21 protein-coding genes are annotated in these 22,795 nt (G+C 49.3%); 11 read left to right on the top strand and 10 right to left on the bottom strand.

The features are described 5' to 3' along the window. Window positions 1-25: 25 nt before the first annotated feature. Both fabF and acpP read right to left on the bottom strand, forming a co-directional pair. Complete coding sequence (gene fabF / locus AC1S52_RS15130; RefSeq protein ID WP_482029856.1) at window positions 26-1,279, bottom strand: beta-ketoacyl-ACP synthase II; 1,254 nt, start codon at window positions 1,277-1,279, stop codon at window positions 26-28. A gap of 120 nt (window positions 1,280-1,399) precedes the next feature. Continuing rightward, window positions 1,400-1,651: an acyl carrier protein gene (gene acpP / locus AC1S52_RS15125; protein ID WP_482029855.1), complete on the bottom strand. Its 252-nt coding sequence runs from the start codon at window positions 1,649-1,651 to the stop codon at window positions 1,400-1,402. A gap of 478 nt (window positions 1,652-2,129) precedes the next feature. Between acpP and AC1S52_RS15120 the strand changes: the two genes are divergently transcribed. The 3 genes from AC1S52_RS15120 (at window position 2,130) to AC1S52_RS15110 (ending at window position 4,527) form a co-directional block, all read left to right on the top strand. Further along, window positions 2,130-3,035, top strand: a complete 906-nt coding sequence (locus tag AC1S52_RS15120) for a CoB--CoM heterodisulfide reductase iron-sulfur subunit B family protein (RefSeq protein ID WP_482029854.1) — start codon at window positions 2,130-2,132, stop codon at window positions 3,033-3,035. Between the two features lie 29 nt (window positions 3,036-3,064). Next, window positions 3,065-3,676: a DUF4333 domain-containing protein gene (locus AC1S52_RS15115; RefSeq protein ID WP_482029853.1), complete on the top strand. Its 612-nt coding sequence runs from the start codon at window positions 3,065-3,067 to the stop codon at window positions 3,674-3,676. A 548-nt stretch (window positions 3,677-4,224) separates the two neighbouring features. After that, window positions 4,225-4,527: an RNA recognition motif domain-containing protein gene (locus tag AC1S52_RS15110; protein ID WP_482029852.1), complete on the top strand. Its 303-nt coding sequence runs from the start codon at window positions 4,225-4,227 to the stop codon at window positions 4,525-4,527. A gap of 151 nt (window positions 4,528-4,678) precedes the next feature. On the opposite strand, the gene AC1S52_RS15105 is transcribed toward AC1S52_RS15110, so the two are convergent. The 4 genes from AC1S52_RS15105 to AC1S52_RS15090 all read right to left on the bottom strand — a co-directional run bounded on the left by AC1S52_RS15105 (window position 4,679) and on the right by AC1S52_RS15090 (window position 8,980). Next, window positions 4,679-5,509, bottom strand: coding sequence for an ABC transporter permease (locus AC1S52_RS15105; protein ID WP_482029851.1), 831 nt, complete (start codon window positions 5,507-5,509; stop codon window positions 4,679-4,681). A 112-nt stretch (window positions 5,510-5,621) separates the two neighbouring features. After that, window positions 5,622-6,509, bottom strand: coding sequence for an ABC transporter permease (locus AC1S52_RS15100; protein ID WP_482029850.1), 888 nt, complete (start codon window positions 6,507-6,509; stop codon window positions 5,622-5,624). A gap of 215 nt (window positions 6,510-6,724) precedes the next feature. Then, complete coding sequence (locus tag AC1S52_RS15095; RefSeq protein ID WP_482029849.1) at window positions 6,725-7,846, bottom strand: polyamine ABC transporter substrate-binding protein; 1,122 nt, start codon at window positions 7,844-7,846, stop codon at window positions 6,725-6,727. A 9-nt stretch (window positions 7,847-7,855) separates the two neighbouring features. Next, window positions 7,856-8,980: an ABC transporter ATP-binding protein gene (locus AC1S52_RS15090; protein ID WP_482029848.1), complete on the bottom strand. Its 1,125-nt coding sequence runs from the start codon at window positions 8,978-8,980 to the stop codon at window positions 7,856-7,858. Window positions 8,981-9,307: 327 nt separating this feature from the next. Here AC1S52_RS15090 and mrdA point away from each other — a divergent pair, with 327 nt between their 5' ends. Beyond that, on the top strand, window positions 9,308-11,125 hold the full coding sequence (gene mrdA, locus AC1S52_RS15085; RefSeq protein WP_482029847.1) for a penicillin-binding protein 2: 1,818 nt from the start codon (window positions 9,308-9,310) through the stop codon (window positions 11,123-11,125). A gap of 164 nt (window positions 11,126-11,289) precedes the next feature. Here the strand turns inward: mrdA and AC1S52_RS15080 are convergent, their stop codons facing one another. Together AC1S52_RS15080 and AC1S52_RS15075 are read right to left on the bottom strand one after the other, a co-directional pair. Beyond that, window positions 11,290-11,622, bottom strand: a complete 333-nt coding sequence (locus AC1S52_RS15080; RefSeq protein ID WP_482029846.1) for a glyoxalase superfamily protein — start codon at window positions 11,620-11,622, stop codon at window positions 11,290-11,292. A 228-nt stretch (window positions 11,623-11,850) separates the two neighbouring features. After that, a complete protein-coding gene (locus AC1S52_RS15075; protein ID WP_482029845.1) occupies window positions 11,851-12,285 on the bottom strand; it encodes a C6orf136 family protein in 435 nt (144 codons plus the stop codon). Between the two features lie 178 nt (window positions 12,286-12,463). Between AC1S52_RS15075 and AC1S52_RS15070 the strand changes: the two genes are divergently transcribed. Further along, complete coding sequence (locus AC1S52_RS15070; RefSeq protein ID WP_482029844.1) at window positions 12,464-13,387, top strand: ABC transporter ATP-binding protein; 924 nt, start codon at window positions 12,464-12,466, stop codon at window positions 13,385-13,387. A 163-nt stretch (window positions 13,388-13,550) separates the two neighbouring features. After that, window positions 13,551-14,234 carry a histidine phosphatase family protein gene (locus AC1S52_RS15065; RefSeq protein ID WP_482029843.1) on the top strand — a complete coding sequence of 228 codons (684 nt, stop codon included), beginning with the start codon at window positions 13,551-13,553 and terminating at the stop codon, window positions 14,232-14,234. Between the two features lie 80 nt (window positions 14,235-14,314). Here the strand turns inward: AC1S52_RS15065 and AC1S52_RS15060 are convergent, their stop codons facing one another. After that, the gene (locus AC1S52_RS15060) at window positions 14,315-15,502 is read right to left on the bottom strand and encodes a glycosyltransferase family 4 protein (RefSeq protein WP_482029842.1); all 1,188 of its coding nucleotides are present in this window, start codon (window positions 15,500-15,502) and stop codon (window positions 14,315-14,317) included. A 232-nt stretch (window positions 15,503-15,734) separates the two neighbouring features. On the opposite strand from AC1S52_RS15060, the gene glyS reads away from it, so the two are divergent. Then, a complete protein-coding gene (gene glyS, locus AC1S52_RS15055; protein ID WP_482029841.1) occupies window positions 15,735-17,888 on the top strand; it encodes a glycine--tRNA ligase subunit beta in 2,154 nt (717 codons plus the stop codon). 426 nt (window positions 17,889-18,314) lie between these two features. Here the strand turns inward: glyS and AC1S52_RS15050 are convergent, their stop codons facing one another. Beyond that, on the bottom strand, window positions 18,315-19,592 hold the full coding sequence (locus AC1S52_RS15050) for a tetratricopeptide repeat protein (RefSeq protein ID WP_482029840.1): 1,278 nt from the start codon (window positions 19,590-19,592) through the stop codon (window positions 18,315-18,317). Here AC1S52_RS15050 and AC1S52_RS15045 point away from each other — a divergent pair. The 4 genes from AC1S52_RS15045 (at window position 19,591) to AC1S52_RS15030 (ending at window position 22,654) form a co-directional block, all read left to right on the top strand. After that, window positions 19,591-19,743 carry a hypothetical protein gene (locus AC1S52_RS15045; protein ID WP_482029839.1) on the top strand — a complete coding sequence of 51 codons (153 nt, stop codon included), beginning with the start codon at window positions 19,591-19,593 and terminating at the stop codon, window positions 19,741-19,743. The genes AC1S52_RS15050 and AC1S52_RS15045 overlap by 2 nt on opposite strands. Before the next feature lie 9 nt (window positions 19,744-19,752). Next, on the top strand, window positions 19,753-20,451 hold the full coding sequence (locus AC1S52_RS15040) for a Uma2 family endonuclease (protein ID WP_482029838.1): 699 nt from the start codon (window positions 19,753-19,755) through the stop codon (window positions 20,449-20,451). Window positions 20,452-20,578: 127 nt separating this feature from the next. After that, the gene (gene serS / locus AC1S52_RS15035) at window positions 20,579-21,856 is read left to right on the top strand and encodes a serine--tRNA ligase (RefSeq protein ID WP_482029837.1); all 1,278 of its coding nucleotides are present in this window, start codon (window positions 20,579-20,581) and stop codon (window positions 21,854-21,856) included. 36 nt (window positions 21,857-21,892) lie between these two features. Next, entirely contained in the window at window positions 21,893-22,654 is a 762-nt protein-coding gene (locus AC1S52_RS15030; protein WP_482029836.1) for a Uma2 family endonuclease, read from the top strand. The last annotated feature ends 141 nt before the right edge of the window (window positions 22,655-22,795 follow it).

Raw genomic sequence — 22,795 nt, 5'->3', positions numbered from 1 at the left:
ACCACTTTGGGATCACGATTGATGACTACTGGCGATACTTCTTGAACGCCAATGTGACGTTGTGCCCACCAAAGCCAAAGGAATTGGATAAGGCAACCTCAACCGGCATCTCACGGCTTTGATTCGGCACATAATCCAGATCGCAGTCTGGATCTGGATTCTCTAAATTAATCGTAGGGGGTACCCGATCCTTCGCCACTGCCATCACTGTCGCAACCGCTTCAATCCCCCCGGAACCGCCAAGCAGGTGCCCCGTCATCGATTTGGTTGAGCTAACGGCCGCTTTGTAGGCATGATCTCCCAACACTTTCTTAATCGCTGCCGTCTCCGTTGAGTCATTGGCAGGGGTGCTGGTACCGTGGGCATTGATATAGCTGATCTGGTCAGGAGTCAGGTTGCCATCCTTCAATGCCAGAGAAATTGCCCGCGCTGCCCCCTCACCACCGGGGACTGGGGAGGTCATATGGTAAGCATCACAGGTCATGCCATAGCCCACCATCTCAGCATAGATGCGGGCACCCCGTGCCAGAGCGTGTTCCAACTCTTCAATGACCAAAATACCGCAGCCCTCGCCCAGGACAAACCCATCCCGGTTTTTGTCAAATGGGCGACTGGCATGGGCCGGGTCATCGTTACGGGTAGACATGGCTTTGCAGGCAGCAAAACCCGCAACTGAGAGGGGAGTTACCGCTGCCTCTGTCCCTCCACAAACCATCGCCTGGGCATAACCCTGCTGCACCAGACGGAAGGCATCTCCGATCGCGTTGGAACCTGCGGCGCATGCCGTTACCGAGCAGGAATTAGGACCCTTAGCCCCAATATGGATCGCGGTTAACCCCGCCGCCATATTGGCAATCATCATCGGGATCATAAACGGGCTACAGCGATCGGGTCCCTTGGTCAGGTAGATCTCCTGCTGATCCTCCAGCACCTTCAAGCCACCAATTCCCGTTCCAATCAAAACACCGACCTGTTGCGCGTTCAGGTCATTAATCACAAACTGGGCATCGGCGATCGCCTGTTTACTGGTAGACACCGCAAACTGGGCAAACCGATCCATCCGTTTGGCATCCTTCTTTTCTAGATAGGCGTGGGGGTCAAATCCCTTCACCTCTCCAGCAATTCGGCAATCATGCCGGGATGCATCAAACAGACTAATGGGAGCAATCCCATTCCGCCCGCTCATTAGCCCTTCCCAGTAATCGGTCAGGGTGTTTCCAATCGGGGTTATTGCGGCAAGCCCTGTAACGACGACTCGCTTACGGTCAACACTGGTCATGATTTCAACGATGGTAGTGGAGATACCTGGAACAGAGATAGCAGTTGAAAGTTGAGAGTTAAGAGTTACAAATCGTAAGACTGTAATTTCCAACTCTAAACTCTCAACTCTTAACTTAAACTAGGCGGATGCCGTCACTTTATTGCTGATGTAGTCCACCGCTGCCTGAACCGTTGCAATTTCCTCAGCGGCTTCGTCTGGAATTTCGACATCAAATTCTTCTTCCAGTGCCATCACCAGTTCAACCGTATCAAGGGAATCGGCTCCCAGATCGTTCGCAAAACTGGCTTGGGGTGTTACCTCACTGGTTTCAACCCCCAGTTGTTCAGCTACGATCTTCTGAACTTTATCAAAAATCTCTGTGTCGGTCATAAGCTTCCTCGATGGATGCAGCGGCAAGAATATTCTGAACATTTGCTCCGATGCCTATACCCATCCAAGACCCAACGATCCCTTCAGAGGCACACTGCAATCTGAGCATTCTTTATCTTATCTGAAAGCGCGATCGCTCGACTCAGGGATGATCGCTTTTGGAATTGGGAGGTGAGGGGTGAGGAGTAAGGGGTTGTTAGTTGTTGGAAGGAGGTCAGTGGTTAGTAGCCAGTTTTCAAGGGTGTTCGCCTTTGGTGTTCCCGCAGGGTGGGGTGAGGGGTGAAAGGAATGCTAAGGCTTCGAGTCAGGTTCTAAACTAATAGTAATTCGGTGTGCGACAATCCCCAGACCCCCGGCATCTGTAAGATTTACTTTAGCCAATTACACACAGATCAACGAAATGCCGGGGATCTCGGCACCAAGTTGCACATCCTCTAACAACCAACAACTCTCCTCTCTCCTCACCCCTCATCCCTCTATGCCTTCCTCTCCGCTTAAGTATGCTTATTTCCCTGGTTGTGTCGCTCAGGGAGCCTGTCGGGAACTGTATCAATCAACCCAGGCACTAACCCAGGCGTTAGGAATTGAACTGATTGAATTAAAAAAGGCTTCCTGTTGTGGTTCTGGCACGTTCAAGGAAGACTCTCAATTGCTAGAAGATACAATCAATGCCCGTAATATTGCCCTGGCAGAAGAGTTGAACTTGCCACTGTTGACCCATTGCAGTACCTGTCAAGGGGTGATTGGTAGAGTCGATGAGCGGCTGAAAGAGCGACAGGAGTCCAATCCTGCCTATGTTGAGCAGGTGAATGGGCTATTGCATCAGGAAGGTTGTTCGCCCTACCGGGGAGCAACGGAGGTAAAGCATCTCCTTTGGGCACTGGTTGGCGATTACGGCTTGGAAACTTTAGAAAAACAGGTAACTCGTCGGCTCTCTGGACTGAAATGTGCAGCTTTCTACGGGTGCTACCTGCTACGTGTTCAATCCCACATTCCGTTTGATGATCCGTACAATCCCCAGTCGATGGAGAATGTGTTTCGAGCCATAGGGGCGACTCCTGTTTACTACCGGGGGAGAACCCAATGTTGTGGTTGGCCCCTCTCTAGCTATGCCACCGAGCAGTCGTTTAAAATGGCGGGAATGCACATCCAGGAAGCGATCGCCCAGGGTGCAGACTGCATCGTTACGCCCTGCCCCCTCTGCCACCTGAATCTGGACTCTCGCCAACCTGAAGTGGAGAAAGTGATTGAGCAGAAGCTGGGGTTGCCCGTTCTACACCTGCCCCAATTAGTTTCCCTGGCACTGGGTATTCCTCCTCAAGATTTGGGGCTGCATCGTCATATTGTTTCGACTCGTCCGGTACTAGAAAAGTTGGGACTTTAATGGAAAACGAGAGGATACCTGACAAAAACATGGTCATTTTGATTGGCTTAGTTGCCGTTCTATCCGGTTGCGTTGCCAATCCTCCGGCTCCTATTGCTTCTTCCCCTACCCCTACCCCCGCGACCCCTGCTCCGCCTGCCAGCCCAACCACCAGTCCCACCCCTGCGACCCCTTCTGCCTCTGCCACTCCTGATTCCTCTGCAACTAACCCAGGCAATGCTAAAACCACCCAAGAAATTGAAACCCGTTTAAGCAACGTTGTCTCTCAGTCAATGGGTGTTCCGATGCAGTCTGTCAAGTGTCCAGCAGGGGCAGAAGTAGCGGTGGGGAGTCGGTTTGACTGTGAAGCAGTTTTGGATGGTCAGACATTTGCGATCGCAGTTGAAATTACCGATGTAACCGAACCTCAATTTAAGTGGAGTACAAAGGGGTTGTTGCTGACCTCAAAACTGGAAGCCTATATTCAGAAAGAAATCAAAGACAGAAGTGGGATTGATGTGACGACCAGTTGCGGCGGCAGTATCCGCATCGCGAACACAGGCGAGACGTTTGAATGCCAGGTCACAGATACTAAGGGTCAGGCACGTTCCGCAAGAGTAACCGTTAAAGACGATCAAGGGAATGTAGAGGTGTCGATTTAAGAATTGTTAGTGGTTAGTTGCTAAGGATTATGGATTAAATAAGGTGTAACGGTAGGGGCGGGTTTTGGCAGGAGTTCAGCCTTTGGACTCCAAGCTTTGAGCTAAACCCGCCCGTACAAAAGATTTTCGTTTAATTCAATCCTTATTCCTAATGGTTTGGAGTGGGGAGAGGTTTTGCATAGGGGAAAGTATGTCCTGGAAACGGCAACCGGCTCCTTGAAGCCTCTGATTCCTTTACCTTCCTTTTCAGGGTTAATGCAAAAAAATTCACACCTTCAAGGTCAAATCTAACAACTCAGAAACTTATTTTAATAAAAATTAACCTCAACTCATAACGGCTGACCAGTAAAGACTTCACGCTCCACCTGTCTTTTTACTTTTGCCTTTTAATTAAGCTCAATTCGGTTCAGAAATTGCGTTTTCATTAGTTGATCCTGTGCTAACGTAAAAAGCGAGTATTTGATTCGGCTGCGTCGTTTGTCATGTTCAACAGGCTTCTCTCCGGATTTAAAACTCTCCAACATGTCAATTTCCGGAGATCTCCATCCATGTCAATCTATGTAGGTAACCTTTCCTACGCTGTTACCCAGGAAGAACTTTCCGCCATTTTTGCTGAATATGGAACCGTCAAGCGGGTTCAGTTGCCAACCGACCGTGAAACCGGTCGTCCTCGAGGCTTTGGCTTTGTGGAAATGGAAACGGACGATCAGGAGACGGCAGCTATTGAGGCTCTGGACGGCGCGGAATGGATGGGTCGCGACTTGAAAGTGAATAAAGCTAGACCCCGTGAAGAACGCAAGCCAGGTGGCAGCTTTGGGGGCAACAGTAGAGGTTATTCACGCCGCTTCTAATTAACTTTTGAATTGTGGATCTAGACTTTGGACTTTAGGCTATTTGAGATCTCCGGCGTTAGAGCTAAGTTTCTCTGGTCAAAGTTCAAAGTCTATTTTTATGGTTCTCCAGCAGTTGGAACTTTCCTACTTTTCGGTAGCGCCTCTTAATTTACCCAAATCGCTTTTGTTCACTGCGGAAGCGGATGTATTCTGCGATCGCAAAAACGATTCCGGTTGACAGGATCAGGACAACACTGAGGGCGTTGATGTCAGGCTTAACGCCTGTGCGAATGCGGCTAAAGATTTCCATTGGCAATGTGGTGACACCACCTCCAGCCGTAAAACTGGCAATTAAAAAGTCATCCAGGCTGAGTACAAAAGCCAATAAGCAACCAGAAATGATGGCAGGCATCAATTCTGGCAGCAACACCTGAATGAATGCCTGGGTTGGGTTCGCTCCTAGATCAAGCGCGGCTTCTTCCAGATTAGGGTTGAGATTGGTGATCCGGGCGGAAACAACCCAGGCGATGTAGGACAGGCAGAACACAACATGGGCTGCCACCACAGTCCACAGGCTCAGTTGAAGCACTCCTCCCGTCAGGGGAATGGCGATCGCTGCCAGGAACACCAGAGTGGCAACGGCCATTGCAATATCTGGAACGATCAGCGGCAGATAGGCTACTCCCTGGTAAAGCCCCTTCCCCCGAAACTGATAACGGGCTAAACCGACCGCCATCAAGGTGCCAACCACCGCAGCGATTGCAACCGCTAGAAAGGCAACCTGTAAGCTGGTTAGAAGCGAACTGAGAATGCGACTGTCCGTAAAAAACTTTTGGTACCATTCCCAGGTAAACCCTTTCCAGGAAGCGCTATAGGGCGATTTATTAAAGCTGTAGAATGCCAGTACTGCGATCGGCAGATACATAAAGCCAAACATCAAAAGGGCAAACAGCGCTTGCCAGGAAAAGGGGAATTTAGGTCTGGGTTGAGGTTTAGGCATAGATGGGTATGGGGGGATGGGAGGCATGGGAAAGCAGGATAGGGAAGTTGTTTAGAATGATGAGTTGTAGTACCGACTTCTAACTTCTGACATCTACCCATCCGATTGCTGTCTATCTCTTGAGGCTTGAGTCGCCATAGCGAATTTGCAGAGCGATCGCGATGCTGACAATCAAAATCAGCATGGTACTGAGGGCAGAACCAAACCCCCAGTTTTGAGTAGCTCCCAGGAAATAGTTGTAGATCAAACGGGCAACGGTCATGCTGGAAGCCCCCCCCAATAGTTCAGGGTTGATGAAATCTCCCATGCAAGTGATAAACACTAGCAACGAACCCGCTGTAATACCAGCCATTGATTGGGGGACAGTCACTTTCCAGAAGGTTTGCTGGGGATTAGCACCCAAGTCTGCGGCAGCTTCCAGCAGTTGCCTGTCTAGTTTTTCCAGGGAAGCGTACAGAATCAGCACCATATAGGGCAGTAAGCCATAGGTCATGCCAATTAAAACGGCAGGTTCTCGATTGAGGATATCCAGGGCGGGGAGGTTCACCAAACTCAGCAAACTGTTGAGAACGCCAGTTGGGCGCAAAATCGTGATCCAGGCATAGGAACGCAGGAGGGAAGAGGTCCATAAAGGCAGGACAAAACCCAGCAATACAAGATTTTGCCAGCGTTTAGGTACTACCAGTGCAATCCAATAGGCAACGGGAAATCCTAACAGCAGGCAAAGAGCCGTTGAACTAATCGAGAAGAATAGCGATCGCCACAAAACGGGCAAATAGTCGGGCTGGAAAATCCGAAAGTAGTTATCCAGCCCGGATGGATTCACCACATCCCCAGGTTTAATCCCTGGAACGAGGCTGAGTTCAACAATCAGCAGAATCGGGATCACGAGTAGCAACGTTAGCCACACCCCTGCTGGAGCCAGCATCACCACAGGCTCCAGCCATTTGGGGGGAGCCTTCTTAGAGTCAGCAGCAGTGGGGAGGGGAGGGGAAGACATAGGGAAGGATGAAGTTGAGAGTTGAGAATTGAGAGTTAGAAAGTGAGAGTTGAGAGTTAGAAAGTGAGAGTTGAGAGTTAGAAAGTGAAGTCAAGGTTAGTAATGGGTAATAGTCCCAGCTATCTGACCACTGGTGACCCTCTAACAACTAACAACCCCCCTGCCCCTCCGCTCCCCTGCACCTCTAACAACCAACAACCCCTCACCCCTCACCCCTAGCTACTTGTCAGCTTGGTCCAATACTGGTCATACAACTCCGTGGTTTCAGGATCAACCGGAACAATGGCTTCGCAGATATCAATGATCTCATTGGGAGGAAACAGACTTTGGTTATCCCGCAGGGGAGCAGGAAGTTGGTCGTAGGCAGCCTGGTTGGGAGTGGCGAAGAAGAGCCGTTCAGTGACATCCACAGCGATCGCAGGCTGGAGCATGAAATTAATCCAGGCATAGGCGGCATCAGGATTAGGGGAAGTTTTGGGAATCACCATTGTGTCACTCCAGAGGGAGGCACCGCTTTTAGGCACCACGTACCTCAGATTCAAACCTGGGTTTTCTTTCATCAGTCGGACTGCATCTGCAGAGTAAGCCATTGCAATATAAAGGTCACCCGCCAGCAGACGTTCTCGCCAGCCATCCGTTGTGAAGTTTGTAATCGCAGGCTTCAATTCCACTAACTTTTCATACGCCTGATTGATCTCGGCAGGATTCGTGGTGTTGTAAGAATAGCCCAGGGACTTGAGCGCCGCTCCGATCACTTCTCGCACATCGTCTAGTAAGGTAATACGGCGGGTTAGTTTCTGCTGATTGCTCCAGAGGTAGTCCCAATCTTCTGGACCCGGATCAAGCTGATTGGCATTGTAGACCAGACCTGTGGTTCCCCAACTGATGGGAATGCTATGGCGGTTACCAGGGTCATAGGCTGGGTTTTGAAACTTAGGCAAAATGTTCTCAACACCAAGCAGACGAGAGTGATCAAGTTCACTCAAGAAACCCCGTTTAGTCATTTCCGCCACTTTATAGTCTGACGGATAGATGATGCTATAGATGACACCCTTACCGGCTTGAAAGGTCGCCAGCATTGTCTCGTTGGAGTTGAAAATGGCTGGAACCGCCCGGATCCCGGTTTGGGTTTTGAAGACCTCTAATAAAGGATCATCTACATAGCTAGACCAGGTGTAGATGTGCAGTTCATCCTTATTTCCGCGAGGGCGGGTGGCGGGTCTGACTTCGGCTAGGGTCCAACCGCAACCAGAAAGTGCCAAGCCTGTCAGGGTTGCAGACGAGGCTTGAAGAAATCGGCGACGGGTTAATCTGGAGTCGGAAAGGTTTAGCACCACGGGAAGCCCTCAACTTGCAATTGCCAGACAATCATCAAAGGACCAGTGGACATAGATGGGGGTATCAGAGCCAGGAAGATTGAAGGCATTGGGCTGCCTAACCGTCAGGCGATCGCCCGAATCCAGTTCCACCAGGTAGTGAACGTGAGTGCCCAAATACATGACATTGACTAACCGCCCCTTAAACCAGTTGACCTGATCATTCGGTTGAGATCGGCTGACCTGAATTCTTTCGGGACGTACACTAATCATCACTGGACCGGAGGAGGGGGTATTGCCCATTTCGGGTGGTTTTACCTTCATCTTTAGCCCCTTCTCAGTAGTGACCCAGAGCATTGCCGGATGAGATCCTTCAATTTTGGCAGGAAATAGATTGGTATCCCCAATGAAGTCGGCAACAAAAGGAGTCGATGGTTGCTCATAAATTTGGTTTGGGGAGTCTATTTGTTCAACCCGACCCTGGTTCATCACGGCAATCCGGTCAGACAAGCTGAGGGCTTCTTCCTGATCATGGGTGACCATCACAAAAGTCAAACCCAACTCCCGATGAAGGTTGGTTAGCTCTACCTGCATCTCTTTCCGCAGCTTCAAATCCAGTGCTCCCAGGGGTTCATCCAGCAGCACGACCGCAGGGCGGTTAACCAATGCCCGCGCCAGGGCGACTCGCTGTTGCTGCCCCCCGGAAAGCTGAACTGGAAAGCGATTCACAAAGGATTCCATCTTAACCAGTTTGAGCGCTTCTTTGACCCGGTCTTCAATTTCAGCTTTACTCCGCTTTCTGAGCCGCAATCCAAAGGCAATGTTTTCCTGAACGGTTAAATGGTTAAACAGGGCATAGTTTTGAAACACCGTGTTGACCGGACGGCGATAGGGCGGCACCTGAGTCATTAATTGCCCTTGAATCAGAACTTCGCCAGCAGAGGGGGTTTCAAACCCGGCAATCAGCCTGAGGGTGGTCGTTTTACCGCATCCGGAAGGACCCAAAATGCTAAAAAACTCTCCCCGCAAGATGTTAAGGTCAACGCTACGCACGACGGTTTCGCCAGCGAATACCTTAAAAACTTTTCGCAACTCAACATCAAAACCGGTGTCGGCTTTTGTCGCCTGCAAATTTGGGGTGACAGTTTGAGACATAATGGCGATTCCCTAATGGCGATTCCCGATGAGAACTCCACCAGCTTCATAGATCTTCATGGTAGAGTGGCAGTCTGAGCGTGAAGTTTATTCTACCGACCTGGCATTCATTGAGAAGTTTTAGCAGATTTTAAAGAAGGAATTTTAAAAGGCGTTTTTTTTGAATGCTTTCCTAGATTACCCGATGCGATTTGACCTTTCCAGAATAGATGAAGCAGTATCTTGGTATAGGTTGCCCATCTATGCATGAATAGAGACTACCCTTTTCAGCCTCCTGATTTTGCTTTTTCGTCCTTTTGTTAAGGGATTTCGATTAACGGTGGATGTATGACTCTGACTCAGCCTTCTTATACAGCGGCTCAAAAAACGGCTCGTACCGTTGGTCGCGGCTATCAGTCGGTTGCCCTAATGCTGGGTATTTCCCTGGTCATGCTGGGGGGGATTTCTGCTCGGTTGGGTTACCTGCAATTGGTAGAGGGCGATCGCAACCGCCAATTAGCAGACAATAACCGAATCCGCCTGATCCCAAAACAGCCAGAGCGGGGCACGATTCGAGACCGCAAGGGAAAGGTTTTGGCTGTTAGTCGATTATCCCACTCTGTCTACCTGTGGCCCCTGGCACAGAAAAAGGCGGAATGGAATCAGACCTTCAAACGATTGGCGCAACTGCTTAATATTCCCGAAAGCTATCTTCAGAAGCGGATTGAACAGGCAGGCTATAACTCTCCCTATCTGATTCGAGTGATGCGCAGTATCAGTCCGGCGCAGGTCACTGTGCTGTCTGAATATGCCAGCGAGCTAGAAGGGGTGCAGGTAGAGCCGGAGGCGGTTCGCTATTACCCCAATGGAGATCTGGCAGCTCATGTGCTGGGCTACACGGGTGAGATGAGTGACCAGGATCTGGAACGGCGGCAAGAAAAGGGCTATCGCCTGGGTGATGTGATTGGTCAAATGGGTATTGAGTCTGCCTATGAGGACTTGCTCCGGGGTGAATGGGGCGGGCAACAGGTCGAGGTGGATGGCATGGGGCAGGTGGTGCGGATCTTGGGCAGAAAGCAGACCCAGTCTGGTAAGAACGTCAACCTGACCCTGGATATGGAGTTACAAAAGGCGGCGGAGGTGGCGTTGGGCGATCGCAAAGGGGTGATTGTTGCGATCGACCCCAACAATGGCGGGGTGCTGGCAATGGTTAGCCGTCCTGCTTTTGACCCAAACCTGTTCTCAGCCCGAATTAGCGATGAGCAGTGGAAGCGATTGCAGAGTGAAGACCATCCGTTTGTTAACCGAGCCTTACAGGGTTTTCCGCCTGCCAGCACTTTTAAAATTGTAACCACGGCTGCTGCCCTTGAAACGAACAAGTTCAGTCCAGACACTGTTCTGCAAACTTACCCATCCCTAACGATTGGTGGTATCGAATTTGGTGATTGGAACCGTGCTGGGTTCGGACCCCTCAATTTCGTCGGCGCAATGGCATGGAGTAGTGATACCTTCTTCTACCAGATTGCCATGGGAGTGGGTGATAAGGATCTGATTCAATGGACTCGTCGGTTTGGGTTTGGCAACAAAACCGGGATTGAGCTGTCTTCCGAAGAGGCTGCCGGATTGGTACCGGACGATGCCTGGAAGCGGAAGGAAATTGGAGAAGGATGGTTTTTGGGTGACACCGTTAATATGTCAATTGGGCAGGGCTATTTGCAATCCTCTCCGCTTCAGGTTGCTGTGATGTTTGCTGCTGTTGCTAACGGTGGATATTTGGTTAAGCCCCATTTGCTGAAGGACAATGAAGCTGCCAAGAATTGGCGAGAGCCTCTGAATCTCAAGCCAGAAACTATCCAGATTTTACAGGAAGGGCTACGGGCGGTGGTCGAAAGCGGCACGGGAACGGCGTTAAATGTGTCAAACTTACCACCTGTTGCAGGCAAAAGTGGCACCGCAGAGGACTTTGGGCGTAAGTCTCATACCTGGTTTGGAGGGTATGCTCCAGCCAATAAGCCAGAAATTCTTGTGGTGGCTTTTGGCGAAAATTCTGGGGGTGGTGGTGGTTCGTTGACCGGACCTATGGTGCGCCAAGTGCTTGAAGCTTATTTCAATCCGAATAGGAAGCCAGTAAAACCGGCTGAGGTTGAGCAGGTGGTAACGGATTAAGGGGAGTTGGGAGTTTCAAGTTGGATATAGCGTTTCCTTCTGGGTGATGAGGTGCACTCATCTATTTGACTCAAGGGTTTTGCGGCTATCGATGTACCTCACTGGATTCAAAAACGCTATAAACTGAACTTTCTTTCCCCTTCATCCTGTTATTCAGCAACACCTCAATTCCTTCGTTGTCCAATGCGTAATCGATTCCCATCGGGATCAGTCAGATGTACTTCGCGTGCCCATGGTTGATTCACAACTTCGGCGTTAAACTCCGCAGCAATTTCATCAACATCATCGACGTATAAATATACAAGCGTGTTCGGTCGAGCGTCGCCTTCGTGTTCCGACAAGTGGAGCGCATTAAGCCCGCGACGGAGAAATAAATAAAGGGGAAATCCTGGAGCAAAGCGATGTTCTCCTTCAATCACAAAATCCAGTCGTGAGTACCATTTAGCGGTTTCATGGGCATCCGCCACGCGAAAAATCGGGACAAGTTGTTCAGGCATAAGAAACCCTCTCCATCAGAAAACTTGGGCTTTGAGGTGACCTGTCATCAGCAAACCCGCAGGATAAAGTTCTGCCAATCCCCAGATCCCCGGCATCTGAGAGATTTACTTTAGCTAATTACACGCAGATCAACGAGATACGGGGGATCTCGTCTATCAGGTTGCCCATCAGGTTAGTAAGAGGCAGTCGTTCATTTGTACTAACTGATCGCTGCTAATATACCAGATTCAGGAAGCCCCAGGTTGAATAAACTGCTTTAGGATCGTTTTAGGAGAGCGATCCCAAGTGTCAATATGTTCGTAGATCAGGGCACCTGAGTTGAGTTTGTAGAGGGAGTAGCCGTTGAAGAAAATTTTTGCCTTCCACGGGACTCGTAGGGTACCGCGAACCGTCCAATCTGCCCGAATGGTGTCTTGAGCAGCCTGTTGAACATTGTGCAAATCGAAATAGAGTTCAGTAAAAAATAATCTGCCGTGAAACCGTAGGGTCCAGAAGATAATGCGGTAGTTGAACTTGCCTTTGAACTGGTTAACCGGGTCACGGAAGAAAATGTCCTGGCTGTAAATGTCATAGGAAATGTCTTTCTGAAACAGGGTGGGTAGATCGTTTTTGAGGGTAGCGATCGCCCGCTCAACCTGGTCAGCATATGTGGTTTCAGTCATAGTTAAGGGGTAGATATCAGATGTCAGGTGCCAGATGTTGGTTGTTAGCAAGTAATTATTTGTGATTGGTCAGTAGCTTTCAGCCTTCAGCTTTCAGCCTACCCTTTGAAACAAAACCGTAAAGCCATTACCCATTACCGCCCTTAACTCTCAACTCTCAACTCTCAACTCCTTTCCCATGCTTATCTTAGAGGCTCAACATCTCAAAAAGATTTATACCGAAAAAGGTCGCACGGTTAGTGCGGTGCGAGATGTTTCTCTGCAAATTTTGGCGGGACAGGTGTTGGCATTTTTGGGCCCGAACGGGGCAGGAAAAACAACCACTATTAAGATGATTGCAGGGCTGATTCAGCCCGATGAGGGGTGGGTGAGGATTGCAGATCGCGATCCCCACTCCAATCCTGAGACGCTGCGGTTGTTGGGAGCTGTGCTGGAGGGGAACCGAAATGTTTACTGGCGGTTGACCCCGATTGAAAACCTGGAATATTTTGGGGTCCTGCGGGGAATGAGCCAGCGAGCGGCTCGTTTGCGGGCACAGGAGCTACTGGAGCGATTTAATCTGACGGATAAGCGGCGGAGCCAGGTGCAATTTCTCTCTCGTGGGATGCAGCAAAAGCTGGCGATCGCGGTTGCCTTAATGCATCACCCCCCCTTGTTGCTGCTGGATGAACCCACTTTAGGGTTGGATGTGGAAGCCACTGAGGACGTTAAACAATTGGTGCGTGAAATCGCCTGCGAAGGCTGCGCCATTCTGTTAACAACCCACCAACTTGCGATCGCTGAAGAGCTTTCAGACCGGGTTGCCATCATCAACAAAGGGACGATTATGGCTGAAGAACCAACGGAACAATTGATCCGACAGTTTTCTGGCAGTGCCTATTTAATAGAGACAGAATCGGCGATCGATCCGGAACGACTGAGCAAAATTGCTGCTCTGGGTGCCGAAATTCAATCAGATTCCACTATTCATGTGGGCGACCCAGAAATTCTTTACCCGGTACTAGAAATTCTCAAACCGCTACCCCTATTGCAGGCACAAAAGGACCAGGCAAATTTGACCGACGTGTTTCTAAAGTTGGTTAGGGGAGGAGTTGAGAGTTGAGAATATGATTTTGCCAAATCCTGAACGAGTTTTCATGGCTTTCAACCATCAATTCATATTTTGAATCAGCAACGCCCTATGCCCTTTCCTCTCCCGAATACGAAAAACGAACGATTTTTGTTGTGGGTGTATTTTTAGATGAACATCCGACGTTAGAGTTGCAATGAATCAAATTTGGATTATTCGACATGGTCAGAGCCTATCCAATGCAGGGCTACCAACCACGGGACCAGACGACAATGTATTGACTGCCACTGGAGAGGCACAGGCAAAGTGTGTCGCGATCGCAATTCACCATCAGCCTGACTTGATTGTGACCTCTCCCTATGTCAGAACCCACCTCACAGCCCAACCCTTACTTCAAAAGTTTCCCAATCCATCCACTGAAACCTGGGCAGTACAGGAGTTTAGCTATCTGAGCTTACCCCATCATTTGATCACAAACCACACGGAACGTCGCGCCATGAGCATTGCCTTTTGGCAGCGTTGCGATCCTCAATTTGTTGATGGAGAACGGGCAGAATCCTTTGGCACTTTAATGAATCGGGTGCAAGAAACCCTTGGTCAACTTCGACAGGTTCAGGGCTTTACGGTACTTTTCAGTCACAGCACATTTACCAAAGCTTTACTCTGGCAAATTCTGGCAGCACCCGCCCGGATCGATACCGCCGCAATGAGGCATTTCCACTGGTTCCACAGGGGTTTTCGAGTTCCCAATGCCTCCATTTTGAAGCTCGAATTTACAGGCAATTCCACCATTCGCTGGAGCAATTTTCATACCGAACATATTCCGGAGTATTTACAAACACCGAAGCTCGAATGGGCGATCGCGAGTTCAGTAGGGTGAATCGGTAGATGATGGGGGGATGGGAGTAGGTATCAAACTTTTATCTTTAGCCTTTAGCCCTTAGCCTTCAGCCTTTTACCTTAGTCATATTGCCCGGAAGCAAGACGATGATTAAACAACCACTGGCGATTTTCGGGGGTGTCAAATATCCAACGGTTTAGCAGCTCAGCAAACTTGACCGGAACCTGCAATCGTTCCCAGGCATCTTTGGAATTGGTGGAAAGTTGCTGATAAAGCCCAGGGTTTGAAAGCAGTTTTTCTACCCGTTCCGCTAACGCAGAAGAATCTCCCGCCGGAAAGACCAGGGCATTGTCATGATCCACTAAATTGCCCTCAAACATGGGGTGATCCGATGCCACTATAGGAGTATACGAACATAACGCCTCATAAATAGTCATAGGTAATCCTTCTGGATAATCATGACGACTTGGAATAGTGACCAGATCCGCTTCTCTCATTAAAGGGACAACTTCATTGTTAGACACCAGTCCTAAAAACTCGACCTGCCGATCAATGTCTAACTGCTTTGCCTGCTCCTGGTAATAGGAAATGTCTCCTTTTCCTGCCATTTTAAGGGTGATTGGTAGATTCTTAGACTTGAGCTTTGAAACCGCTGCTAAAATATCCCCAACCCCTTTCGATTCGATCATTGAACCCACATAAACGAGCTGAAAGTTTTCCTTGTCGGGTTGAAGCTGTTTCGGGAGAAATTCCTCTGGAGTAACCGCTGGCTCCCAATCCCAGGGAATGATTTTGTCAGGATTGACCCCTATGTTTTGGAGCGATCGCGATGAATTAATGTTGTGGTTGGCAACCCATTCAATCTGTTTTTGGTTCAGCAGTCTGGCAAGCAAATAATTCCTGAATCTATCAATCAGTCGATTAGTTGAGAAGGAGTCAGCCAGCAGAGCAAGGGTTCGTACTTGATTGCGATTTGCCCACTGGAAAAGCCCTCTAAGTGGCACGTTGATAATCAGGTGGGTTGGGTTGTGCTGTTCCACTAAACGAAGCAACTCTTTCACTGGAATTTTAGAACCATACCCTCCACCGATCGCTCGCACTTGATTCGGAAGAACTTCGTTATAAGCTTCATCCGTAACACAGGCAAGAACGGCGATCTCATCAACTTTTTGGGCGAGTTCGGCGATCGTACTGATGGAGTATTTTTGGGCATGATAAGTTTCAGCACCTCCCTGACTAAAGCGATTGAACGCTTCACGATAGTCACCGCAGTATTGGATGATTAAGACACGGGGTTTGTGAACCATTCTGGACGTTTTTGACATCTCTCTATAGTGGGTAATACTCATGCATACATCGGGGGAGTATAGGAAACAAATCATTTTCTCTCCTATACCTTTAGAGAGGTTTTTGGGTCATCACAAACAACTACGGGGTTTGAGTCGGATGGATGACTGCAATCAGAGTTGTTTTCACTTTTTCTCAAATTCCCATATGATTTAAGACTGAAGTATATCGGGCAGGCGAGTTCAGAGTTTTATGGCAACGTTTTTACTAGAAATAGGGACAGAAGAACTACCTGCCGATTTTATTGATGGCGCGTTGGAACAGTGGCGATCGCGCATTCCTCAAAGTCTTTCTGAACATTATCTAACCCCAGAGAGTGTCGAATTTTATGGCACCCCCCGTCGTCTTGCGGTCTTGATCTGGGGGCTGCCCAAACGCCAGCCTGATCAAGAAGAGGAGATTAAGGGACCGCCTGCCCAGGCAGCCTTTAAAGGCGGGGAACCAACCAAAGCAGCCATAGGCTTTGCTCAGAAGCAAGGGGTGAGTTTAGAATCTCTGGAAATTCGCGCTACCGAGAAGGGCAATTTTGTGTTTGCTCGGAAAATGATTGTGGGCAAACCCACCGCCGAGATTCTGACTCAGCAGGTACAAGAGTGGATCATGGTTTTAGAAGGGCGGCGGTTTATGCGTTGGTCCGATGGTGATCTGCGGTTTCCCCGCCCAATCCGCTGGTTGGTCACCCTACTGGATAGTGAAGTGCTGCCGGTTGAACTGGTGAATGGCTCCCAGGGGTGCCGCAGCGATCGCCTCTCCCAGGGGCATCGCGTCCTGCATCCGCAGCCGGTTGAAATCACCCATGCTGAAGAATATGTCCGGCTTTTAGATGCTGCTTTTGTCCAGGTCAACATTGAGAAGCGGCGTAGTCTGATTGAACGGCAGGCTACGGCGGCGGCAGCGAAGGTGAACGGAGTGGCGGTTATCCATCCAGATTTGCTGGAAGAAGTGACGAATCTGGTGGAATATCCAACGGCAGTGGTGGGTCAGTTTGATGCAGAATTCCTTGAACTGCCACCGGAGGTGATTACGACTGAGATGGAGAGCCATCAGCGTTACTTCCCAGTGCTGAAGGAAGCGGAGTCTCTGGAACTCTTGCCCTATTTCATTACGATTTCCAATGGGAACCCAACCAAGTCAGACATCATTGCTAAGGGGAATGAGCGGGTCATTCGTGCCCGCCTATCTGATGGCAAATTTTTCTTTGATGCCGATCGCGCCCAGCCTTTAGAAAGCTATCTCTCCAAACTAGAAACGGTGACTTTTCAGGCAGATCTGGGTTCCGTTCGCGCTAAGGTAGACCGGATCGGTAGGGTTGCGAAACAAATTGCCGACCAGCTTCAGGTCAAGAACCAAACAGAGATTCAACGAACTGCTCTGCTCTGCAAAGCGGATCTGGTGACGCAGATGGTGGGGGAGTTTCCCGAATTGCAAGGGGTAATGGGTGAAAAATATGCCCGTACCAGTGGAGAATTGGAAACGGTCGCGATCGCCATCCTGGAACACTACCTACCCAAAGGAGCGGGTGACAAACTGCCCGCCACCCTGGCAGGTCAGGTCGTTGGGATCGCCGATCGCCTGGATACCCTGGTCAGCATTTTTGGTTTAGGCATGGTGCCCTCCGGTTCTTCCGATCCCTTTGCTCTCAGACGTGCTGCTAATGCCATCGTCAATATTACCTGGGCTGCCAATTTGCCCCTCAACTTGTATCACTTGTTGGATCAGGTGACGGCCGATTTTGCCCAGTCCTTTGCCACCGTAATGAAATCGTCCTTGGCTGAATTGCAACAGCAAATCCAGGACTTTTTCCTGCAACGGATTCGTACCCTGCTCCAGGAAGACCGCCAGGTAGACTATGACCTAGTCAATGCCGTGTTAGGTGACAATGATGTGGAGTATGCGGAACGGGCATTGAAAGACCTGCTGGATGTGCGCGATCGCGCCCTCTTTTTACAATCCATCCGCAACGACGGCACCCTGGGAACCATCTACGAAACCGTCAACCGCTCCTCCCGGCTTGCCGCCCAGGGCGATCTGGATACCACTGCTCTAGATCCTGCTCCCCTGGTCAATCCAAAGCTCTTCAAGCAACCATCTGAACAGGCTTTCTATGATGCGCTGGTGAAACTGCTGCCCCAAACCCAGGCAGCCCGGAAAGAACGAAACTACCGAAAATTGGTGAGTGCCCTGGCAAACATTGCCCCCACGGTCAGCACATTCTTTGACGGTTCCCAAAGTGTACTGGTGATGGATTCGGATCTGGATATCCGGCGCAACCGACTACATTTGCTAGGGCTGTTGCGTAACCATGCGCGGGTATTGGGTGATTTTGGGGCAATTGTGAAAAGCTGATTGTTGTATGTCAGGTGTGTTAGGTGCTAGGTGTCAGGTGTCAGGCATCGGTGCCAAACTTTGACGTGAGTGCTCAGCCAAACAGTGCTGTTAACGGGAAAGGGTAGTGCGACAATGCTTTTCGCTTGTTAATTTGTCCTAGATTTTGATGGTTATTGTTATACCTCATCGACTCCATGACAAAAAAGAAGAGACATCTTAAAGATGTCTCTCCGAGGCAATTTAACGTTGTCTTGTCTCAAGTGGGAGGGCGGAAGCCTGATCCTGGGGGTTTTTGCTTATATTTATCATCCGATCAATGGTGGAATCTCCGTGTGATCACGGTCGTAAAGGATTGTGATTCTTTAAAGGCGATCTCGTGACTGGGATATTACGGAACCGTGATCCCACTGAGACACTGACTGTGATGCCTATCACACACTTTTTCTATTTTCCATTTCCTGATGGCTTTGAGGGATTATTCAATAAATCTAGGACTTCTTGCAAGTTGGTTTGAGCAATCTCCAACTTTGGATCAAGTGCGATCGCCTGTTGATAGGCTTCAACCGCTTCTTGTAACCTACCCTGCTGCCTAAAAACATTGCCTAACCCAGCGTGTGCCAGAGCATGGTAATTAGTGGGTAGAGGTTCTGGCGGTGGAAAATATGGAGTTTTCAGAACATCACGATAAGCCACTATTGCCTCATCAAACCGCTTCTGTTCTGCCAGCCCATCTCCCAAAAGCACATACGGGATTGGATTGTAGTCCTCACTCAGTTCAACCGCTTTTTGGTAAGCGGCGATCGCCTGATTGAGTTTGCCTTGCTGCTTCAAAACTTTGCCGATCTGGAGATACGACAACCAAACATCCTCTGACTCCGGTGAAATTTGAATCGCTTTTCGATAAGTTGCAACTGCGCTATCAAATTTCCCTTGTTCAGCTAATGTATCTCCCAAAAGCATATAAATTTCGGCATCATCCGGCTCAAGCTGAATAGCGGTTTGGTAGGCTGCGATCGCCTCATGGAGTTTAGCTTGACCTGCCAACAGCATCCCTAGATTGTAATAAGCAGTCGCGTTGTCAGGCTTGATGTCGATTGCTCGACGAAGGAGCGCGATCGCTTCGTCTACTTTTTGCTGTTGCGATAACTCATGGCTGAGACTGAGATACGCATCGGCATTATCGGGATCTCCTGCATCAAGCTCGATTACCCGCCGGTAAAGAGCGATCGCCTCGTCATGGTTTCCTTGAAACGACAACCCATCTGCTAATCGCTTCAGAGTATGGATATGTTCGGGATCTAACTCAGTTCCTTTACGATAAGTACTGACTGCTTCTTCCCACTTTCGTTGGGACGAAAGTGCTTCTCCCAATCCAACTTGGGCGGCTGCATAGTTGGGGTCAAGCCGAACGGCTTTGCGGAAGATAGATTCTGCCCGCTCTAGCAGTTCTCCAATTCTGATAGGTTCTACAACACGAACCTGTTGAAGCAGCAAATTACCCAACCCCGTATAGCCTATTGCATCATCGGGATGGCTCTGAATAACTTGCTGCCAGATATCCTTAGCCTCCGCATAACGTCCGGCAGATTGAGCAGTGGTGGCTTGTTCAATCAACTGTTTCATTGTTTGAGCGATCGCAGGTTGAGTAGTCCATTGAAAAGCTACTACGGTCAAGGCTAGACACGTCGAAACCAGGGAAATCACTATCCTGGGTTTTTTCATGGCACAAACCGAATGTATTGACGCAGAAACCTATTTTTCCCATCTTATTGAAGTTGATCCAGCGATCGCCCCCATACTTTGCAGACCTTTTGGAGGTGCGATCGCGCTTGCTATGCTTAAGTTTAACTACTTCAAACAACGGCATCTGTAAGGCTACCCTATGGTTTCCCAACTACCAGCAGTCTCCTCAACTGAGATCATCTACCCCGAAAGTGACGGCAAGCCAATAGCTGACAATACCAAACAGTTCCGTTGGATTGTGGTGATTCAGCAAAATTTAGATTGGCTGTTTGCAGAGGATCCAAACGTTTTTGTGGCAGGTGATCTGCTCTGGTATCCAGTAGAAGGAAAGCCCAAAATTGTCACTGCCCCAGACGTACTCGTGGTGTTTGGTAGACCCAAAGGGGACAGAGGCTCTTATCAACAGTGGAAAGAAGGGGGAATTGCTCCTCAAGTAGTGTTTGAAATCCTTTCTCCTGACAATACCCAGACTGAGATGGAGAAAAAACTGCTGTTTTACGAACGGCACGGTGTTCAAGAATACTATATCTACAATCCAGATAATAACGAGCTACGCGGTTGGTTACGGGGGGAGGATGGCTTAGAAGCGATCGCCTCAATCGCTGATTGGGTCAGCCCCCAATTGAAGATTCAATTTAACTTGTCGGGCGAAATTCTCCAGATCTACCATCCCACTGGGGAACCTTTCTTGAGCTATGCCGAAATTGCCGAACGGGGGAAGCAGGAACGCCAACGAGCCGAGCAAGCAGAAACTGAATTAGAACGAGAACGTCAGCGATCGCAAGCTCTGGCAGAACGACTTCGCGGCATGGGAATCGATCCAGAACAACCCACTTAATCTGAAATTCTGGGTTTAGATTTTGATCGCCGCAAAACCGCTACTCTAGAATGGGATTTCTGCTTTTTCTTTGAAGCTGAACCAATCTAAAATTCACTATCATCAATCCAAAATCTGAGATCTACCCGTGCTTGACCTGAAGCTCCTTCGAGAAAAACCAGACTTTGTGCAAGAGCGGTTGAACAGCCGCAATGGCAACTATGACATCCAGCCCATCGTGCAGCTTGATGAACAGCGGCGCAAACTGGAAAGCGATCGCTCCCAACTTCAAGCACGCAGCAACGAAATTGGCAAATTGGTTGGGCAGAAGATGAAGTCGGGCAGCAAGCCCAACGATCCGGAAATCCTGGAATTGAAGGAAGAGGGCAACCAGATTAAAACTCAACTCAGCGCTCTGGAACCCCAGGAAAAAGAGATTAAAGCCCAAATAGACTCTCTACTGTTAACTCTGCCCAACCTACCCCTCGACTCAACCCCACTTGGCAAGGATGAAACCGAGAACGTAAGAGTTCGGTGTTGGGGCGATGAACACAAACCTCAAATTCAAGTTCTACCCCACTGGGAAATTGGCGAAAAGCTGGGCATTCTCAACACCGAGCGGGCAACTAAAGTAGCACAAACTCGCTTTGTCGCATTGATGGGATCGGCTGCCGCATTGGAGCGGGCACTAATCCAGTTCATGCTGGATACTCATATCGCCGCAGGCTACCTGGAAGTTCTGCCACCATTTTTGATCAACAGTACCTCCTTAACCGCAACCGGACAACTGCCCAAGTTTGCCGAAGAAAGTTTTCAATGCAAAGACGATGATCTGTGGTTGGCTCCCACCGCTGAAGTTCCTGTCACCAACCTCTATCGGGATGAGATTCTATCAGCCGATCAACTACCGATTCACCACTGCGCTTACACCCCCTGCTTCCGCCGCGAGGCGGGCAGTTATGGGCGCGACACCCGCGGACTGATTCGGTTGCACCAGTTTAATAAAGTAGAACTCGTCAAAATTGTCCATCCCGATACCTCAGAACAGGAACATCAAGCATTAGTACAGAACGCTGAAGCAATTTTGCAGGCTTTAAAGCTTCCTTATCAGGTGATTGAGCTTTGTACAGGCGATTTAGGCTTTGGTGCTGCCAAATGTTATGACCTGGAGGTCTGGTTGCCCTCAGCAGGCACCTATCGAGAAATCTCCAGTTGCTCAAACTTCTGGGACTTTCAGGCACGGCGGGGTAATATCCGCTTTAAGGAAACAGGTCAGAAAGGAACTGTGTTTGTTCATACCCTCAACGGCTCCGGATTGGCAGTTGGACGAACAATGGCAGCCATTCTAGAGAACTACCAGCAGTCCGATGGAACCGTGAAAGTGCCGGATGTATTGCAACCCTATTTCAAGCGAGAAATCCTCTGAACTCTTAAAATAGAGGTCAGTTTCGGAATTAGTCCTATGGTTTCAGCCCGTGACTATGACCTCCTGGCTGATGAGCCACTGAGCGATGAACCTGAATTGGAAAACTCCCTACATCTGGCTCAAATCGTTTTGCTGCTGACGTGCCTGGAATGGTGGTGGCAACAGCGGCAAGATTTTTTTGCAGCAGGCAATCTCAGCATCTACTACAAACCAGAGCAACTGGAACGGAATACTTTTCGAGGACCTGATTTTTTTGTTGTTTTGGAAACGCAGCGACGACCCCGGAATAGTTGGCTAGTTTCTAAGGAAGGTAAGTTTCCCAACCTGATTGTGGAAGTTCTTTCGCCCAAAACTGCCAGGGCTGACAAAACAACTAAGAAAACTCTGTATCAGGATGTTTTCAAAATACCCGAGTATTTCTGGTTTGACCCCAGAGCGAATCGATTGGAGTTTAAGGGTTTTCGCCTACAAGCAGGACAGTATCAAGAAATTGTGCCAGATGCCCAGGGATGGCTGTGGAGTGAACAGTTAGAACTGTATCTGGGAGTGGCGAATGGGATGTTGCGCTACTTCACGGCTGATGGGGTAATCATCCCCAACTTTGAAGAAGCAACTGCCCAGCAAGATCAGGTGATTGCAGCGATCTCACGGCGGGCAGAGCAGGAACGACTACGGGCAGAGCAGGAACGACTACGGGCAGATACGGCTGAGGCAATCCTCTTCCAGGAACGTCAGGACAAGGAACGGTTGCGGGCGTTGTTGCGATCGCGAGGCATTGATCCTGACACCCCGACCTAAGAGACTGTAAATTAGTTTGTGTCAAAGGTCAAAAAACAAGATCTAATGAACTAATGAACAAAGGCACTAAACTATGACCTTTCGACCGGAACTCATTGACGAGTTGCTCAAAGAATATCGTACTCCCCGAAGACCTAATGG

This window comes from Kovacikia sp. CALU 1929, from assembly GCF_056784235.1.
The sequence above is the reverse complement of the archived record's forward strand: the minus strand, read 5'-3'. Positions and strand labels throughout refer to the sequence as shown.

What these genes read in the sequence shown, in the direction of transcription:
- fabF (WP_482029856.1), bottom strand. Translation starts at nt 1,279, where the DNA reads ATGACCAGTGTTGACCGTAAGCGAGTCGTCGTTACAGGGCTTGCCGCA.
- acpP (WP_482029855.1), bottom strand. Translation starts at nt 1,651, where the DNA reads ATGACCGACACAGAGATTTTTGATAAAGTTCAGAAGATCGTAGCTGAA.
- AC1S52_RS15120 (WP_482029854.1), top strand. Translation starts at nt 2,130, where the DNA reads ATGCCTTCCTCTCCGCTTAAGTATGCTTATTTCCCTGGTTGTGTCGCT.
- AC1S52_RS15115 (WP_482029853.1), top strand. Translation starts at nt 3,065, where the DNA reads ATGGTCATTTTGATTGGCTTAGTTGCCGTTCTATCCGGTTGCGTTGCC.
- AC1S52_RS15110 (WP_482029852.1), top strand. Translation starts at nt 4,225, where the DNA reads ATGTCAATCTATGTAGGTAACCTTTCCTACGCTGTTACCCAGGAAGAA.
- AC1S52_RS15105 (WP_482029851.1), bottom strand. Translation starts at nt 5,509, where the DNA reads ATGCCTAAACCTCAACCCAGACCTAAATTCCCCTTTTCCTGGCAAGCG.
- AC1S52_RS15100 (WP_482029850.1), bottom strand. Translation starts at nt 6,509, where the DNA reads ATGTCTTCCCCTCCCCTCCCCACTGCTGCTGACTCTAAGAAGGCTCCC.
- AC1S52_RS15090 (WP_482029848.1), bottom strand. Translation starts at nt 8,980, where the DNA reads ATGTCTCAAACTGTCACCCCAAATTTGCAGGCGACAAAAGCCGACACC.
- mrdA (WP_482029847.1), top strand. Translation starts at nt 9,308, where the DNA reads ATGACTCTGACTCAGCCTTCTTATACAGCGGCTCAAAAAACGGCTCGT.
- AC1S52_RS15080 (WP_482029846.1), bottom strand. Translation starts at nt 11,622, where the DNA reads ATGCCTGAACAACTTGTCCCGATTTTTCGCGTGGCGGATGCCCATGAA.
- AC1S52_RS15075 (WP_482029845.1), bottom strand. Translation starts at nt 12,285, where the DNA reads ATGACTGAAACCACATATGCTGACCAGGTTGAGCGGGCGATCGCTACC.
- AC1S52_RS15070 (WP_482029844.1), top strand. Translation starts at nt 12,464, where the DNA reads ATGCTTATCTTAGAGGCTCAACATCTCAAAAAGATTTATACCGAAAAA.
- AC1S52_RS15065 (WP_482029843.1), top strand. Translation starts at nt 13,551, where the DNA reads ATGAATCAAATTTGGATTATTCGACATGGTCAGAGCCTATCCAATGCA.
- AC1S52_RS15060 (WP_482029842.1), bottom strand. Translation starts at nt 15,502, where the DNA reads ATGGTTCACAAACCCCGTGTCTTAATCATCCAATACTGCGGTGACTAT.
- glyS (WP_482029841.1), top strand. Translation starts at nt 15,735, where the DNA reads ATGGCAACGTTTTTACTAGAAATAGGGACAGAAGAACTACCTGCCGAT.
- AC1S52_RS15045 (WP_482029839.1), top strand. Translation starts at nt 19,591, where the DNA reads ATGGCACAAACCGAATGTATTGACGCAGAAACCTATTTTTCCCATCTT.
- AC1S52_RS15050 (WP_482029840.1), bottom strand. Translation starts at nt 19,592, where the DNA reads ATGAAAAAACCCAGGATAGTGATTTCCCTGGTTTCGACGTGTCTAGCC.
- AC1S52_RS15040 (WP_482029838.1), top strand. Translation starts at nt 19,753, where the DNA reads ATGGTTTCCCAACTACCAGCAGTCTCCTCAACTGAGATCATCTACCCC.
- AC1S52_RS15030 (WP_482029836.1), top strand. Translation starts at nt 21,893, where the DNA reads ATGGTTTCAGCCCGTGACTATGACCTCCTGGCTGATGAGCCACTGAGC.